17 protein-coding genes are annotated in these 17,027 nt (G+C 50.3%); 2 read left to right on the forward strand and 15 right to left on the reverse strand.

Features of this window, described 5'->3' with window-relative positions; all coding sequences use genetic code 11:
• Positions 1-57: 57 nt before the first annotated feature.
• Positions 58-549, reverse strand: a complete 492-nt coding sequence (locus tag IC803_RS12375; RefSeq protein ID WP_081206659.1) for a methylated-DNA--[protein]-cysteine S-methyltransferase — start codon at positions 547-549, stop codon at positions 58-60.
• Positions 539-2,755 (reverse strand): PAS domain-containing sensor histidine kinase, encoded by a 2,217-nt coding sequence (locus tag IC803_RS12380; RefSeq protein ID WP_081206658.1) that lies wholly within the window; start codon positions 2,753-2,755, stop codon positions 539-541. Before IC803_RS12380 ends, IC803_RS12375 begins: the two co-directional genes overlap by 11 nt.
• Before the next feature lie 197 nt (positions 2,756-2,952).
• On the opposite strand from IC803_RS12380, the gene IC803_RS12385 reads away from it, so the two are divergent.
• Positions 2,953-4,725, forward strand: coding sequence for a B12-binding domain-containing radical SAM protein (locus IC803_RS12385; RefSeq protein ID WP_081207019.1), 1,773 nt, complete (start codon positions 2,953-2,955; stop codon positions 4,723-4,725).
• A gap of 228 nt (positions 4,726-4,953) precedes the next feature.
• Here IC803_RS12385 and IC803_RS12390 read toward each other — a convergent pair whose 3' ends face one another.
• The 11 genes from IC803_RS12390 to IC803_RS12440 all read right to left on the reverse strand — a co-directional run bounded on the left by IC803_RS12390 (position 4,954) and on the right by IC803_RS12440 (position 14,658).
• Positions 4,954-5,094 carry a hypothetical protein gene (locus IC803_RS12390; RefSeq protein WP_158083271.1) on the reverse strand — a complete coding sequence of 47 codons (141 nt, stop codon included), beginning with the start codon at positions 5,092-5,094 and terminating at the stop codon, positions 4,954-4,956.
• A complete protein-coding gene (locus IC803_RS12395) occupies positions 5,091-5,243 on the reverse strand; it encodes a hypothetical protein (protein WP_190304205.1) in 153 nt (50 codons plus the stop codon). Before IC803_RS12395 ends, IC803_RS12390 begins: the two co-directional genes overlap by 4 nt.
• The gene (locus IC803_RS12400) at positions 5,236-5,403 is read right to left on the reverse strand and encodes a hypothetical protein (protein ID WP_011230441.1); all 168 of its coding nucleotides are present in this window, start codon (positions 5,401-5,403) and stop codon (positions 5,236-5,238) included. Before IC803_RS12400 ends, IC803_RS12395 begins: the two co-directional genes overlap by 8 nt.
• Positions 5,400-5,555 (reverse strand): hypothetical protein, encoded by a 156-nt coding sequence (locus IC803_RS12405; protein ID WP_184318916.1) that lies wholly within the window; start codon positions 5,553-5,555, stop codon positions 5,400-5,402. Before IC803_RS12405 ends, IC803_RS12400 begins: the two co-directional genes overlap by 4 nt.
• Before the next feature lie 60 nt (positions 5,556-5,615).
• Positions 5,616-6,752, reverse strand: coding sequence for a zinc-dependent alcohol dehydrogenase (locus IC803_RS12410; protein ID WP_081206657.1), 1,137 nt, complete (start codon positions 6,750-6,752; stop codon positions 5,616-5,618).
• Entirely contained in the window at positions 6,724-7,992 is a 1,269-nt protein-coding gene (locus tag IC803_RS12415; RefSeq protein WP_081206656.1) for an MFS transporter, read from the reverse strand. Before IC803_RS12415 ends, IC803_RS12410 begins: the two co-directional genes overlap by 29 nt.
• A 173-nt stretch (positions 7,993-8,165) precedes the next feature.
• Entirely contained in the window at positions 8,166-8,993 is an 828-nt protein-coding gene (locus tag IC803_RS12420) for a carbohydrate ABC transporter permease (RefSeq protein WP_081206655.1), read from the reverse strand.
• A 15-nt stretch (positions 8,994-9,008) separates the two neighbouring features.
• Complete coding sequence (locus IC803_RS12425) at positions 9,009-9,908, reverse strand: carbohydrate ABC transporter permease (RefSeq protein ID WP_081206654.1); 900 nt, start codon at positions 9,906-9,908, stop codon at positions 9,009-9,011.
• A gap of 124 nt (positions 9,909-10,032) precedes the next feature.
• Positions 10,033-11,301 (reverse strand): ABC transporter substrate-binding protein, encoded by a 1,269-nt coding sequence (locus IC803_RS12430; RefSeq protein WP_081206653.1) that lies wholly within the window; start codon positions 11,299-11,301, stop codon positions 10,033-10,035.
• Positions 11,302-11,363: 62 nt separating this feature from the next.
• Positions 11,364-13,460, reverse strand: coding sequence for an amylo-alpha-1,6-glucosidase (locus tag IC803_RS12435; protein ID WP_081206652.1), 2,097 nt, complete (start codon positions 13,458-13,460; stop codon positions 11,364-11,366).
• Between the two features lie 181 nt (positions 13,461-13,641).
• The gene (locus IC803_RS12440) at positions 13,642-14,658 is read right to left on the reverse strand and encodes a LacI family DNA-binding transcriptional regulator (RefSeq protein ID WP_081206651.1); all 1,017 of its coding nucleotides are present in this window, start codon (positions 14,656-14,658) and stop codon (positions 13,642-13,644) included.
• Between the two features lie 178 nt (positions 14,659-14,836).
• Between IC803_RS12440 and IC803_RS12445 the strand changes: the two genes are divergently transcribed.
• The gene (locus IC803_RS12445; RefSeq protein WP_081206650.1) at positions 14,837-15,037 is read left to right on the forward strand and encodes an alpha/beta-type small acid-soluble spore protein; all 201 of its coding nucleotides are present in this window, start codon (positions 14,837-14,839) and stop codon (positions 15,035-15,037) included.
• Between the two features lie 12 nt (positions 15,038-15,049).
• Here the strand turns inward: IC803_RS12445 and IC803_RS12450 are convergent, their stop codons facing one another.
• Positions 15,050-16,099, reverse strand: coding sequence for an anti-sigma factor domain-containing protein (locus tag IC803_RS12450; protein WP_081206649.1), 1,050 nt, complete (start codon positions 16,097-16,099; stop codon positions 15,050-15,052).
• Positions 16,096-16,836, reverse strand: a complete 741-nt coding sequence (gene sigI / locus IC803_RS12455) for an RNA polymerase sigma factor SigI (RefSeq protein WP_081206648.1) — start codon at positions 16,834-16,836, stop codon at positions 16,096-16,098. The genes IC803_RS12450 and sigI overlap by 4 nt, the downstream gene beginning before the upstream one ends.
• Between the last annotated feature and the right edge of the window lie 191 nt (positions 16,837-17,027).

The following is a 17,027-nucleotide window of genomic DNA, read 5'->3' on the forward strand; positions in this document are numbered from 1 at the left end:
TGTGGACTCGAGTCCCAGGGGCGGCGGTGTTTTTTATCCCGTCCTATTCCCATCCACCTATTTATAGCGCCGCTCCAGCTCCAACAGCTTCGCTTTCACGTCGATGCGGCTTCCGGCATAGCCGGTCAAGGCGCCGTTTTTGCCGACCACGCGATGGCACGGAACGACAATGGCCAGTTCATTCGCCCGGTTCGCCTGTCCGACGGCGCGCACCGCTTTCGGACGGCCGATTTGTGCGGCAATGTCGGCGTAGGTCGCCGTTTCTCCATACGGAATGCGGCAAAGCGCCGCCCACACGTCTTGTTGAAAAGCCGTGCCTTGCCATTGGAGCGGCAAATCGAATGATTGGCGGCGGCCGTGGAAATATTCATCCAACTGCACAAGCGCGCGTTCCAAAAGCGGCGACCGTTTTTCTACAACCGGATGCCCGCTCGCAAACGCGCGCCATTCTTCCGAAAACAGTTCGACTTTCACAATCGCGTCGCCGTCAGAAGCGATGTAAATGTCGCCGAACAGCTCTGAACGGTATACTGCATAATCAATCGTCATCGTTGTCCTCTCTTTCCGTTCGTTCGATCGGCAGCGTAATATGAAACGTCGTGCCAACGCCGACCTCGCTTTCCACGTCAATTTTCCCTTGATGTTCTTCGATAATTTTATAGCTGACCATCAAGCCGAGCCCGGTGCCGCGCTCTTTTGTCGTATAAAACGGCTCGCCGAGCTTTTTAATTTTATCTTTCGGGATGCCGCACCCTTGGTCGGTGATCGAGATGCGCACATGGCAGCCGTCACGGGCGATGCGCACCGTAATATCCCCGCCTTTTGGCATCACCTCAATGGCATTTTTCAAAATGTTAATGAACACTTGCTTCAGCTGATTCGGCTCACAATACACCGGCGGCAGCCCGCGGTCAAAATCAGCAATGATTTGCACGTTATGCATCATCGCCTGAGCGCTGATCAAATCGATCGTATCTTGCATAATTTTGCAAATATCATTTTGCTTGTATTGCACCGCCTGCGGTTTGGCCAAGACGAGAAACTCGGTGATGATCGACTCGATCCGCTTCAACTCCGACATAATGACATTAAAGTACATCGAATAGTCGCCTTCAATGCTGCCTTGCAGCAGCTGGATAAAGCCTTTTAACGCCGTCATCGGGTTGCGGATTTCATGGGCGATGCCCGCAGCCAGCTCGCCGACGACATTGAGCGTATCCGATTTGCGCAGCTGCAGCTCCATTTCTTTGCGCTCCGTAACATCGCGAAACCTCATCATCCCTACGCCAGGAATGACTTCTTTTTTCAATGAAAACTCAACGATTTTCCCCTTTTCTTCATCGGAAAACTCGACTTCGCCGTTCGCCTCGCCGGCGCGCTGGCATTGCTGGAGGAGCTTATTCAGCTGGCGGCGCGCCCGCTCTGGAACAAGCTCCATCACCGTTTGACCGAGCAACGTTTCTTTTGCGGCAGCGAAAAAGTCGCACGCGATCGGATTGGCGTCGATGATGCGATGCTTCTCATCCCACAGCAAAATGCCGTCCATCGCATGGTCAAAAATACTGCGGAACTTTTGCTCGCTTTCGCGCAGCTCACGTTCGATTTTCCGCCGCTCGCTCACATTGCGGAAAATCGTCAAATGATAACCGTCGATCGCCCCTTTTTTCATCGTAAACTCGAGCTGCTTATCCTCGCCGTTCGGCATATGGAACGTCAATTCATCGCGAATTTCCCCTTTGCGGCGGAACTCGCTGAAAATGCGTTTCACCTTTTCATCCCCATATTGCACAAAATCAAGCAAATTGCGGCGCACAAGCAAGTTCAAAGGCAGCTCAAACGTCCGGCTCGCCGCCGGATTGGCGTTAAGTATGTAACCGAAATCGTCCCAAATGAGAATCGCTTCATGCGCCTGCTCAAAAATGGCCCGGAATCGTTCTTCGCTTTTTTGCAATTTAATCTCCATGTTTTTCCGTTCGGTCACATCGCGCATAATGGCCATATAAAAGCCGCTGTAAACGTTCGACGTCGCCGTCAGCTCGAACATTTTCACCGTTCCGTCGAGGCGGACAAGCGACAGCTCGCCTTTGGCCGTCCCTTTTTCCTTCACTTCCGACAACAGACGGGCGAACTCATCGGCGCATTCACGGGCGACAAACTGCTGAAACGACAAATTCAGCAACTTTCCTTTTTCCAAGTTCAGACTCATCGAAAACGCTGGATTCACATCGATAAACCGCCCGAACTCATCGAAAATGACAATGCCGTCGACCGCGCGGTTAAAGACGTCTTTAAACAGAAATTCGTGAATGATTCGCTCGCGTTCAAGCGCCTTATGGGCCGAAACGTCGCGCATCATCACCAAATCAAATTCGTTAAACACATCCTTTTTCATCGAAAATTCAACATGCTTCACCTTGCCGTCCGGCAGCTTGATGAGCAGTTCATCGCTGAACGAACCGAACTTTTGCAGCATCGATTGCTGAAACAGCAAAATATCCGGCGGCACGAGCTCTAAAAATGAAGAGAAGGAACGGCCGATCAAGGCAAACTTATCCATTTCAAACAGCTTGCACGCCGCTTCGTTCACATCGACAAACTCGCCGTTTTTATTTAAAATGACAATCGCATCGAGCGACCGCTCGAAAATGATCGAATAGCTGTTCAACCGCTCCTTTAGGCGCCGGTTTTCCTCTTCAAGCAGCCGCACGTCTGACGTCGCATGTTGTCCTTCACGGGGAGAAAGGCTTTGGGCCATATCAATCTCTCCTTGTCTATTCAAACCATATCAACTAAATATATATTCTATGTGGAAAAATTTACTCCTTCCTTCATTTACGAAGATTTTGCAAAAATCTTTTCCGCAACGTTCGACAAGTTTTTCTTCTTTTTCATTTGGTTAAACTGCGCTATAATGAAGGGTTAGTACGAATGTTAAAAGGGGTTTTCATTTCAATGAACATTATCTGCACGACCTTAAACGCGAAATACATCCATATGAACTTAGCCATTCGCTATTTGAAAGCATACGCCCAGCCGGAGTTTGACGTCAAGCTCGTTGAATATACGATCAAAGATCCGGCCATGAACATCGTCACCGACTTGTACCAGCGGCGGCCTGATGTCGTCGGCTTTAGCTGCTACATTTGGAACATTGAAGAAACGATCAAAGTCGTAAAAATGTTAAAAAAAGCGGCGCCGGACGTGACGATCGTCGTCGGCGGACCGGAAGTATCATACGACGTACGCGAGTGGATGGAACGAGTGCCGGAATTTGATTTTATCGTGATCGGCGAAGGGGAAGAAACGTTTAAACAACTGCTGTTCGCCCTAAACGGCAGCGGGGACGTAAGCAGCATCGCCGGATTGGCGTTTCGTGACGGGGACCGCATCGTCATCAACCCACAGCGGAATAAAATCCGCCTTGCTGACATGCCGTCGCCGTTTCGCTTTCCAGAAGACATTCCCCATCTTCCGAACCGGATCGTTTATGTCGAGACGAGCCGCGGCTGCCCGTTCAGCTGCCAGTTTTGCCTGTCGTCCATTGAGGTCGGCGTCCGCTATTTTGACCGCGAAAAAATCAAAGACGACTTGCGCTATTTGATGCAGCACGGGGCGCGGACGATCAAGTTCGTCGACCGGACGTTCAACATCAGCCGCAGCTATGCGATGGACATGTTTCGCTTTTTAATTGACGAGCATGTGCCGGGGACGGTGTTTCAGTTTGAAATTACCGCAGACATCATGCGCCCTGAGGTGATCGAGTTTTTAAACAACGAAGCGCCGCCTGGGCTGTTCCGCTTTGAAATCGGCGTTCAATCAACGAACGATGAGGTGAACCGCCTGATCATGCGCAAGCAAAACTTCGCCAAGTTGTCGCGGACGGTGACGATGATTAAAGAAGGCGGGAAAATTGCCCAGCACTTAGATTTGATCGCCGGGCTGCCGGAAGAAGATTACGACTCGTTCCGGAAGACGTTCAATGACGTATTCGCCCTTCGTCCCGAAGAACTGCAGCTTGGGTTTTTGAAATTGCTGCGCGGCACCGGGCTGCGCCTGCGCGCCCATGAATACGGCTATGTATATATGGATCATGCGCCGTACGAGATACTGAGCAACAACGTTCTTTCCTTTGAGGACGTTATTCGCATCAAGCAAGTGGAAGATGTGCTCGAGAAGTATTGGAACGCCCATCGGATGGATGAAACCATTGAATATTTAGTCACTGACGTCTTCCCATCACCGTTTGACTTTTTCCAACAGTTTGGCACGTATTGGGATGAACGCGGCTGGGCGCGCATCGGCCACCAGTTAGAAGACCTGTTCCGCCGTCTGCATGAGTTTTTGCGCACATGTGCGCCAGACGCTTTGCCTATCGCCGAATCGCTCATGAAATACGACTACTTGCACAACCAAAACTATAAGCCGCGCAAGCCGTGGTGGGACGAAAAAACGGAGAAAACGACGCGCGCGGCCGTCTACCGAGCACTGCTTGAGCGCCCTGAGGCGCTCGGAGCGGATTTTGCCGCCCTTGGGCTCGGAGAAAAAGAGCTATTCAAACATACGGTCGTTGAAATCGTGCCGGTTGATGTCGGCCGCTACACGGCCAAAAAGCAGCTCTCGTTTACTCCAACCGTCATCGTCGCCTACTTCGACCCGTCCGGTGCCGGTGCGACGCTGTTTTCCGCGCCGCTTTCAGCGTTGTCGGTTTCTTCGGCGTCGGCTTAGACCGGAGCTCGGCTTCTTGTCATGGCCGGCCGCTTGTCCATGAAAACGGAGGCCAGTAAACAAGCGCTGACAACCCTTCGTTTCCTTACGTCCGGAGTGTTGTCAGTGCTTTTCTTTTCCATTGAGCACCCGCTTACCGAATACTTACGTCAGCACGTGCGGATGTTCCCGATTCGGGATAATCAACGGCTGGCTGGTTTCCCTGAATCGATGAAGCCGCATTTCACATCACCGCTGCTGTTTCGCCACATTCCATTCATTCGCAAACGGGAGCTGCCCATTCATGGCACGAAAAAAGAACGCCGGTTCCGGCGTCCTTATTTTTTCGCTTGCCCCGCTGTAAAAGCGGCTGGCAGCCAGCCCCCTCACCGCGGTGGGTCTTCCTTTTTTATTTCCTTTCCCTTCGCCCGTTTTTGCTCTTCCATCAGCCAAATGGGCTGATGGGCAGCAAAATCGCCCCATTCAAACGCCATTTCTTCATTTAGTTGGGCAGACCGCTCCTTCTTATCGTTACCCATCTCCGCCTCCTTGGCGTCCTTTTTTCGAATTGCGGTTCGCGCCGCGAATCATGTCTTCTTCGCCGGCGTATTGCGCAGCAAATTCCGTATCCGGCAGGCTCTCGGTCGGTGTTTTATTGTTGTTTTTCGCTGCATCGAATTTCACTTTTCGTTTCATCATCGGTTCGTCTCCCCTTCATCTACCGTTTTCCGTTGATAAGCGACAAGCACAATTTCTTCCCCCGTCTCTTCGCGCAGCCGTTGCTCCAACTGCTGCAGCTGGCGAAGCGTCCCGTCATGAAGGCGGGCAACCGGGAATGCGATGTCAGTCACATCGATCCTCCTTCCACATTTTTTCTTATCGTGCCTCGGCCAAGCACGCTTTATGCACCATTACGGCTTCAGCACCACTTTGATGCAACCGTCTTTCTTTTCATCGAAAATTTCATACGCATATTGTGCCTCATCGAGTGGAAGGCGATGCGTAATCATATCCGTCGGGTCAAACTTTCCTTCGACAATCCACCCATACAGCGTCGGAATGTAATGAATGACCGGCGCCTGCCCCATTTTCAGCGTAATGTTGCGTGAAAATAGATCGCCAAGTGGAAACTGGTTGTAACGGGAGCCATACACTCCGACAAGCTGGATCGTTCCGCCCTTGCGCACCGCCTGCGAGGCGATGACGATCGCCCCCATCGCGCCCCCTTGCAGCTTCAGCGCCGAGCCGATTAGCTCAAGCGGGGTCATTTTTCCGTCTAGGCCGACGCAATCGATGACCACATCAGCCCCGCCGCCGGTGATCTCCTTAATGTATTCACCGGTGTTTTCGTATTCGGTAAAGTTGATCGTCTCTACTTTATTCGTCTTTTTCGCGTGCTCAAGCCGGTAATCAATGTAATCGACAGCAATGACGCGCTTCGCTCCTTTCAGCCAAGCGAATTTTTGCGTCAACAGCCCGACCGGCCCGCAGCCGAGCACGACGACTGTGTCGCCGTCTTTCACTCCCGCTTCGTCGACGCCCCAAAACGCGGTCGGAATAATGTCGGACAAAAACAATAATTTTTCATCTTCCAATTCACAATCGTCCGGAACGACAAACGGGGTGAAGTTGGCAAACGGTACGCGCAAATATTCAGCTTGCCCGCCCGGGTAGCCGCCAAATGTTTCGGAATAGCCGAAATACGCCCCCGACTCGCCGTTCGGGTTTGACGCGTCACATTGGCTCTCAAGCCCGTGCTGGCAATACCAGCATTGCCCACAGGCAATCGTAAACGGCACGACGACACGATCGCCTTTTTTGACTTTCGTCACCGCCGGCCCGACTTCCTCGACGATGCCCATCGGCTCATGGCCGATGATAAACTCTTCCGGCATGTTCGGGATCATGCCGTGCACTAAATGAAGATCAGAGCCGCAAATGGCGGTGCTTGTGATTTTTACAATAATATCATCATCCTTCAAAATTTTCGGATCTGGCATTTGTTTCACCGCGATATCTTTAATGCCTTGGTATGTGACCGCTTTCATTTTCTTTCCCTCCGTCCATTTCTGGATGTATCAGCCAAAAGGCAAGCCCCCCGCCGACGAGCGCCAGCGCACTAAGCAAGAAAAGGAGCGAGGCGACACCGCTTTTCATGAGCCACGCCGCCAACGGCGGACCGACGGCCACCCCGATAAAGCGAAGCGAGCTATAAACCGATGTCACCGTCCCGCGTTCCTTTTTCTCAATTCCCTCTGTAATCAAGGCGTCCAAACACGGAAGGGCGGCGCCGATGCCGATGCCGGCGGCGGAAAACAACGCCAGCCAAAGGAAGAGGGACGGATAAAGGGGAACGAGGAGCAACGCGGCGGCGGACAAAACGCAACCCGCGACCGCCCCCCATTTCATTCGCTCTTTCCGGCCGCCAATCAGCCTCCCGGCGGCAAACGAGGCGAAACAGAGCGCCCCGAGCGGGATGGCAAGCACCCATCCTTTCCTCACCCCGTCGATGTGATAAACCTCTTCAAGGCGGCTCGAAAGAAAAAATAAAAAGGCAAACAACACCAGCATGAGCAGACCGCCAATCGCAAAAACAGCAGCAAGCCAGCGCCCTTCACGTCGGAAAATCACTTTCACCGCCGCCACAAAGTCCCGAAACGGCAACGGACGCTCCCGACGCGCCGGCGCCTGGATGGACCAAGCCATCATCGCTGCCGATAGCAGGCAAAAGACAGGGAACGAAAAAAACGGCAAAAACCAAACGATGCCAGCCAGCATTGCCCCGAGAATCGGGCTTAGCACTTTGCCGAATGTGTTCGCCGTTTCGATCGTCCCTAAACAGCGGCTCGCCTCCTCTTCGTCTGGAAACAAATCGCCGACAAGAGGCAGCACGATCGGGAAGGCCCCGGCCGCCCCCAGTCCTTGCAGCATGCGCCCAGCAATGATCCACCCGTATGGGTCATCCATCCGCCAGGCCGCCCATCCAGCCATCCCTCCGCCAACTGCAGCCAACAACAGGCTCGGAATGATCACGTTCTTTCTTCCAATGCGATCGCTTACATATCCCGCGATTGGAATGAACAAAATCGCCACCACGGAATACATCGTAATCAGCAAGCTTGACTGCAGCGGCGTAATGCCGAGCTGCCGCTCCATCACCGGCAGCACCGGGATGAGCATGGAATTGCCAAGCGTCATCACTAACGGGATCGAGGCGAGCGCGGCCGCCGTCCACCCCCGCCCCATCCGCCTTCCCGCCTGTCTCGGCAGCCGCATCGTCCATTCCATGGCTCCGATTCCTTTCCTCGCAGAATGGGTATTTCACCTATATGATGCTCGTTTTTTCAACGCCTATGCCGCATGAAAAAAGGCTGTTCGCCAAGGTCGGGAAGACCTTGGCAGACAGCCTTATCACAATCCTTTCTTCCGTTCTCAACGTGCGGACAGAAACAAAGCCATCTTTATTTCCCACCCGTGAACGAAATTCCTTTAATGAAATAGCGATTGAAAAACGTATAAATGACCAGCACCGGCAAGGTAAACACCATTGAAGCGGCCATGATGTAGTTCCAATAGCTAATGTATTGTCCTTTGAAGCTGTTCAGGCCAAGTGGCAATGTAAACAATTGCGGGTCAGACAAAATAATGAGCGGACGCATGAAATCGTTCCACGAACCCATGAAGACGAAAATGGCTTGAGCGGCCAACGCCGGGCGGGCAAGGGGCAGCACGATTCGGAAAAAGATTCCGAGTCGGCCAAGGCCGTCAAGCTCTGCAGCCTCTTCTAGCTCTCTTGGAAAATTGATGAAAAACTGCCTCATCATGAAAATAAACGTAGCATTAATCATCGTCGGCACGATCATTCCTTGATACGAGTTTAGCCAGCCGAGCTGTTTTAAAATCAAATAGTTCGGAATCATCGTCACTTGCGCTGGAATCATTAAGACGGCCAAAATAATCAAAAACAATGGCTTTCTCCCGGGAAACTGCAGCCGCGCTAACGCATAGCCGGCCATGGAGTTAAACAATAAGTTGAGCACGGTCACTGCCGCGGCAATGATGACACTGTTTAACAACCAACGTGGAAACAGCTCCTGCTCAACAAAAATTTGCTTGTAATTATCAAGTGTGAACTGTTTTGGAACGAACGACATTGTCCCGCTGACAATTTCCTCAAGGGTCTTAAACGAGGAAGACAGCGCCCATAAAAATGGAATAAGCGTAATGATCGCATACACGACAAGCACAACATACAATAACGCTTTCCCAATCCCTATTTTTCTTTTCATTTCGTCCTCCACTCCTCAATAAAGGGACTCCTCTTTCGATAGCTTTCGCTGGAGCAATGTCGCGATTAAAATAATGATGGCTAACGCAAACGCCAACGCAGCAGCATACCCCATCGTTCCTAACGTTTTGAACGCATATTGGTAAATGAGAAGCACAACGGTTAACGTAGAGTTGTTCGGTCCGCCAGAACCGGCTGAGAAAATGTACGATTGGTCAAACAATTGGAAAGTGCCGATCAGCCCCATGACTACGACAAACGATGTGACCGGACGCAAATACGGGACAGTGACGTGCCAAAACTTTTGCCAGGCGTCAGCTCCGTCTAATTCCGCTGCTTCGTACAAGGAATCAGGAATATCTTGCAATGCCGCCAAATAAATGACCATAAAGTACGGAGCCGTTGACCAAATGTTCATGATCATAATCGCATTCAAAGCGACGTCCGGGTCGCCGAGCCAATTGTACGTCGGCAGTCCAACCGCTTCAAGCACATGGTTAATTAACCCGTTTTGGTTGTACATCCACATGAAAATGAGTGTCAATACTGCCGAAGAAGTCAAAGTTGGCAAAAAGTAAACGATGCGGAAAAATTTTTCCCCTTTCAGCCCGGCGTTTAAAGTAGCAGCTAACACAAGGGCTAAAATCGTTTGGCACGGAACGACAATCGCTACATATTTTAACGTATTCCAGAGCGCGATTTTCGCTCGGGTATCGTCAGCTATGCGGGCGAAGTTATCGAGTCCAACAAACTCGAACGATGTCGTCCCTAACAATTGCACTTTATGAAATGCCAAAAAAACTGCGAACACGATCGGACCGATAATGAATAAAAGAAGCACAAATAAAGCCGGAGATAAGAATAAATAAGCCGATCCTGTTTCCCGCCACATTTTTTTCGTCAATGTCTGCTTCATCCTTTTTCATCCCCTTGCGGTCAAATCGCTATTCCCCTCTTTCTAACGCGGCCGCGAAGCCGCTGTTAGAAAGAAAGGAACAGCTCTCCGGCAGAGGCTTTTTCTGCCGGAGGCCTGTTTTCATTTATCTGCTTTCGATTTCGCTGTTCGCCGTTTTTTCTGCTTCTTTCAATGCGTCAGCAAGCGGGCGCTCCCCTAAGAAGGCACTGACAAACTGGTTATTGAAGTTGTTGACAATAATCGGCAAGTTCGTTCCGTTTTGCCATACGGTAGCGTACGGCGCTCCGGCCACTAATGGGGCCCGCAACGGATCTTTATCAAATCCAAGTTCAGCAGCGACCGATTTGCGTGTCGGCAAAGCGTAGCCCTTGCTTGTCCACGTTTTCATGCCCTCTTTCCCGGTCAAATACGAGATGAGTTCCCAAGCTGCTTCTTTCTTTTGTGAATCTTTATTCATCACATAGGCTACCGTATACGCCATCGTTGCCTTTTTGCCGTTGATCGTTGGGATTTCCGCCGTTCCGAATTCTAGATTCGGGAATGTATCTTGCAAAAACGGAATCGCCCAGTTGCCTTCAATGACCATAGCAGCCTTGCCTTGGCCGAACATCTCGCCGCCCCATGTTGCTCCGACTTCGTTCGGCTGGGCCGCCGTTTTATCTTTCAAGTGCATATCGACGATCGGTTGGAGCGCTTCGACCACCTTTGAATCAGCAAAGCTTGCTTTGTTGTCCGTGACGACTTTGCCGCCTTTTGACTCGGCGATATAGTATAGACGGGCCAATTCTGGGGCAACGCCAAACCCGTATACGTCTTTCCCTTTCGTCAGCTTTTTCGCTGCTTCTCTCAGCTCATCCCACGTTTTCGGCACTTCGATGCCTGCCTCTTCAAACATTTTTTTATTGTAAAACAAGGCTAACGTCGAATAATCTTTTGGGAAACCATAAATTTTCCCATCTTCCCCCTTAAATGCATCGAGCATCGGCTTTTCAAAATCGTTTACATCAAACTCATCGGTCACATATTTGTCGAGCGGCTCGAGCGCTCCTGTTTCAATCAGAGCCGGGGCTTCAAACGCATCGAGATAAAACACGTCGGGCCCTTGTCCCCCCGCTAAACGGGTTTTAATGACATCCATATACTGATCGGCGATTACCTCATATTTAACTTTAATATTCGGATGTTTTTTCTCAAAGTCATCAAGCGTTTGTTGCAGCAACTTTTGCTCGCTTGGGTTGCCCCCCCAGCCGGCTAACGTGACTTCCACTTTCTCGCCTTGCTTGCTTCCTCCGTTTGCCTGCTCACTTTTCTCATCGCCGCCGCAACCGGCCAATACACTCCCAAACAGCATCGTCGTAATGCCTAGCGCCGCTATCCATTTTGTTTTGCCCATGTAAACAACCCCCTAAAAAAATGGTTTTATACTTATAGAGGAAGGGAGTCCTTCCCCTGTTTTTAACGAATCACAACATCCCAGCCTGTCGTATTTTCATCGATTTGGACGTTGAAGTTCTCCTGCTCACGCCTGATGGTCAACGACAACCGCCCGCCGCCGATCGAGATGTTTTCCACCCGTAACATATTCATTGAATCAAGCAGCATCGGCGATAAATAAATTTTCTTTTCGAGCGCATTTGGGAACAATCCTAGTAAAGCTTGAATAAACACAAGCGGCGTTCCTGCCGCCCATGCCTGCGGCGAGCAGGCGACAGGGTAAGGAACCGGGTTTCCGACCGAACGGCTGTATCCGCAAAACAGTTCCGGCAGCCGGTCGTACTCAAAGTAGTTCGCCGCCTCGATCAGCCCTTGAATCACCGTCTTCGCCTCGCGATGCTTGCCTAGCTTGCTGAGGCCAAGCAAAGTCAAGCTGTTGTCATGCGGCCATACGCTTCCGTTATGGTAACTGATCGGATTGTATCCAGCTTCACCCTCTCCCATTGTCCGAATCCCATAGCCGGAGAACATCTTCGCAGATAAAAGCATCCGGACAACCGCCTCGGCCCGCTCTTTATTCAACATTCCTGACAACAACACATGTCCGGGGTTTGACGTCACCGTCCCAACTTGTTCCTTCTTTTCGTCTAGAGCGATGGCGTAAAATTTCACATCTTCCATCCAAAATTGCTCGTCGAACCGCTCTTTCAACGCTTTCGCCTGATGGCGCAACTCCTTAGCCCGCTCTGGTTCGCCAAGATGCTCGAAAATATCAGCAAGCGCCGTTTTCGCTTGGTATACATACCCTTGCACTTCGACAAGAGCGATTGGGGAGCGGGCGTATTCACCGTTCCGGTGAACAATCGAGTCCCCGGAATCTTTCCACCCTTGGTTAGCGATTCCTTTGCTCGATTGCTGATGGTACTCAACAAACAAATCCCCGTCGCGGTCGCCGTACTGATCGATCCAAACGAGCGCCGCATCAATATGTTCGCGCAGTTGGACGACAAGATCAAAATCTCCCGTCCATTTTACGTACTCAGCCAGCAGCACTAAAAACAGTGGAGTGGCATCAATCGTTCCATAGTAAGGGGTAAACGGAATTTGATTCGTGTTGGCCAGCTCGCCAAAACGAATTTCATGCATGATTTTTCCCGGCTGCTCATCCCGCCATGGATCTTCCTTTTTCCCTTGATAGTGGGCCATCGTCAGCAACGTCCCTTTGGCGACCTCATGGTTGAACGGCAACAGTTGCAGTGCGGCGATCAGGCTATCACGGCCAAACGGCACGCCAAACCATGGCAGCCCGGCAACAGGAAATGGCCCATATCCTAAGTCTGTCAGCAGCACCCGCAAATCGACGATCCCGCGGCGAACGAGACGCTCCAGGCGATGATCGTCCGTTGTGACTTTCGCTGTCTTTTCCTCCCAGCGACAGTATGATTCCTTTAGGCGGTAAAATGCTTCCTCTAACGGAACAAATTGTTTCCCTTCCTCTTGGCCTATATGCGGCGCAATCGCAAATGTGATGGTTTGCTCTTCTGCATGTTGGAGAGCAAAATGAAAAGAGATTTCTCCGTATTCAAACACCGCTTTTTCCGGCCGATCCCAGGCGACTCGTGTCGCCCGCTTGATTCCATCCGCCCCCACATAGCCAAACGTTAACGAACGATGACCCATCGTCTTCTCAGTCCGCTTTCCAACTTCCCCGGTCTGAAATCCCCGCACGATAAACATGTCGGCAAAATCAGCATCGATATGTACACTGACTTCAAACTGTACCGGCTTTGGGTGATAGTTTTTTAGTTTTATCGTTTCATAGAGAACGTCCTCATATATGAAGCGCTTCCGCTCAATTTCAACCGATTCGCGCCATAACACCACTTCTCCGCTTTTCTCCATATGCGGGTTCGTCAGCAAAATCGTGGCAACATAATTTTCCGCAGCGTCAGACGACAGCAAAATCGGTTTTTCCCCGTTAATGCGCAAATCCCATTTGCTTAAAAAACGGGTGTCTTTCATGTATAAACCAAGCCCGTACGGATGGTGCTCTGGAATATTTCCCTCACGGTCTGTTAATAAAAATAAATCATTTTCCTTGATCACACGGTAATCCATGTTGCTTCCCCCTGTTGATGTTTTCTGCTTTCTACCAAACCCAAAACGTTTCGGAATTAAATAAAAAGAAATTTATCATGAGAGCGCTTTTATCAATGGATATGCTTCCTTTTTAACCCGAAACGTTTTCAGTTTTTCGCAAAAAATATATTCCCCTCTTCTTTCACCAATAACGCATCGGTTACTTGATTCCTTTGACTGTCGATTCTCGAACTTTTAACTCTGTTTGCAAAATTTTTACATGCGAATCCGCCTTTCCTTCCAGCATAGCGATGAGCAGCATGGCGGCTTCATATCCCATAGCGAACTTATCTTGGGCGATTGTTGACAGCGAGGGCGCGGAATATGAAGCTAAAATAATGTCATCATAACCGATGACCGCAACGTCATCCGGCACCTGCTTTCCAAGCCGTTTTGCCGCTTTAATCACACCTAATGCCATTAAATCGCTGGCGCAAAAGAACGCCGTTATTTCTGGGTAGTGCTGAAGCAATCGCAACGCTTCTTGCTCGGCAATTTCTTCACGAAACGCCCCGTTCGCAATCCAATATTCCCGCACTGGCAACCCAGCTTCAAGCAGCGCCTCCTTAAATCCTTTCAGCCGTTGTTCGCTCACAAAGGCGTATTCATAGCCGTTAATCATGGCAATTCGTTTATGCCCGAGTTCAATTAAATGGCGCACCGCTTTTTTCGCCCCAAGTACATTATCCGTCGTTACATAGCCGACAGTCTTCGACTCGATGGGAATATCGATTAAAACGCACGGGATATTACTCTCCACAACCTCGTGCAAGTACGGGTCGTCGGTGCGAATTCCTTGCAAAATCGCTCCATCGACACGGCGCTCGCGGCACAATTGGGTGTACGTTTTTTCCCGCTGTTTTGTCGATGTCGTACTGAACAGCACCATATCGTAATCGACTTCACTTACATATTCGTTAACACCGGCTAGCACTTCAAACGTAAAATTGTCCTTGGCGCTGTCCCTTGTCAGTCCGGAAACGAGCAATCCGATCGTTTTCGATTTGTTCATGACAAGCCCGCGCGCGAGCGTATTCGGACTGTAGTTTAATTGTTTAGCGATATCAATGATCTTTTGCCTCGTATTTTCATTGACATCGGAATAGCCGTTTAATGCACGTGAAACGGTAGTAATGGAAACCCCTGCCGCTTTGGCGATATCTTTAATCGTTGTCACTGCTATTCCTCCAAAACGTTTCGGATCCTGTTGTTAATTTCATTATAACCACGAATCGAAAACGTTTGCAATCTTTTTTTTTGTGATAAATTCTCCCTTTAATTCCCACCTATACCCCACCAACGGTTTGCTTATACTAATGATGCCACATCGAAACATGACGAAGGAGGCAAAAAGAATGGCACGTGGAAGCAACAAACTGCTTGTTCCAGGCATTGAACAAGCATTGGAACAAATGAAATACGAAATCGCCCAAGAGTTTGGCGTGCAGCTCGGGGCTGGCACTGTTTCGCGCGCCAACGGCTCCGTCGGCGGGGAAATTACGAAACGGCTCGTCGCCCAAGCGCAAAGCGAGCTGGCAGGACGGAGAACAGAATAAAGCCGAGCGTGATCACTCGGCTTTTTTCGTTTTGGAATCGATGATTTTCGGCTGGCGGTGGGTGTTCGCCGGCTCGCGGCGATCTTTCTTGTTGCTGCGGTCGTGCCGGCCATCCGCCGCCTTTTTCTCTACATAATGACCGCCCGGCCGCGGCGGACGGGCGTTCCCATGGTTTTTCCCTTTCGGAGAAATCTCTTTGTCCGACGGGGGACTTTCTTTATTTGAATCGGTGTTTTTTCGCTCGTGCAACGGCTGTTTTTCTTTTTTCTGCTGCTTTGGTTTCTGTTCACCATGCTTTTGTTTCATTTGCGCCGGTTGCTCTAGTTTTTGCCCTTTTGCTGGTGATGGTTTCTTTTCCTTGTTTCCGCTTTGTCCTTTCTCTTTGTTCGGCTTGGTGGATGTGGACGAGGCCGGTTTTGCTTTTTTCTCAATCTGCAATAGTTTTCCGGTCGTCATTCCTTGTTCAACTGCCCGGCTGCGCACTTCCATCGTGCTGTTCGCCGTTTTGATAACGATCCGGTCGTCCGCCACCGACCGCTGGATTTCAGCGAGCTCAGCGGACAACTTCCGCGCCGAGGACGCATCACGCTCTTTTTCCACTGTTGTAATGAACACTTCGCCGCCTTCCTTTAAATAGCCCTTTTTTTCGCTTAATACAATAATTTGTTCCGCCACCGCAGAAAATGGTTTATCTTTCCATGGAGGGAGCGCGGCGAGCACGTTTTTTCCTTCCTCATTATATGCCTTTAACGTCAATACGTGCAGGTCATCGTCGACCCCCGCTTCAATGCTCGGATTAATGTCGATCGACATATATGCGTACACCGCGTCGGAAGGCCACTGAATCCAAGTGGTGACAAGCAGCACGGCCGCTGCCAAAGCGCTCACCAGTGCATATCGAAACGAACGACGGTGAAATGGAAAGGTTTTTTTTCCTGCACCTGCCTCAATCTCTTCCCCAACTTCATACTCCCCTTCCTTTTTCACCCGAAGAAATTCTCCCTCGGTCGTCAATACGGTGACAAACTCTTCGTCCAATTCCAGCACAATCCCCTTCTTCACGATGGAAGCACCCCTTTTATATAGTCCTTTAAGTAAATATAATCGCCCGCCAAAATGACCGCGACCGCAATAATGTATTTTCTGTTTCTCTCAATCGTCTTGCGGCTGACGGACGCCATCGTTTCCAACTGTTTGATCGGCAGCTGTTTTTTTTGAAACAACAGGCCAAGCAGCTCCTCTTTCTCTACGAGGAGTTGGGCTACGCGGATGGCGTTTAGGCGGGCGTCTTTATGTTTTGGCGACTGTTCAACTAAATCGTGAAAATGAATGCCGAATTGTTTCAGCACTTGCTGGTAATGGATGATTTCTTCCCGACGCTGCTCCTGTTCGATTTGCTTGTAAAATTCATCGACAGAGAGCTTGGCGTCCAAGTACGCTTGCGCCGTTTGCTCGCCGTCTCCCCTATCCTCCGTATACCATACTGCATCTCGTGTTCTCGCCTCTTTCCGAATGTAATCGATAAGGCGCCGTTTAATGAGCAGCTCGGCAAACGAGAGGAAGGAACCTCCTTTATGCGGCGCATATTTCTCAATCGCCTCGTTAAAAGCGATCAACCCGATGCTCGCTTCGTCATCCTCTTCACGAATGAACCGCTTGCACACGCTCGAAACCGTTTTGGCGATAAACGGCTTATATTGTTGGATGAGTTCGTTGCGAAGCGCTTCATTCCCCCGTTGAATTTCCTCAACCGTCCGTTCAAGCGTTCTTTCTCTCTTTTTTAATAATGTGCCAAACATCGATTTCACCCCGCTTATACAAGACGGACTGACGCTTTTTCTTTACACTATTCGTACATAGTAAGGGAAATACGGGCGTCATTCAAGAAAAAAATCATTCCAGGCGGGAGTCTAAACGTATCGGATCGCTGATCTTACTCACCGAACTCGAGAAGTATACGTATACACCTTGCAAAATGATCGATTTTTCC

It is taken from the genome of Geobacillus sp. 46C-IIa (assembly GCF_014679505.1).
GTDB lineage: Bacteria > Bacillota > Bacilli > Bacillales > Anoxybacillaceae > Geobacillus.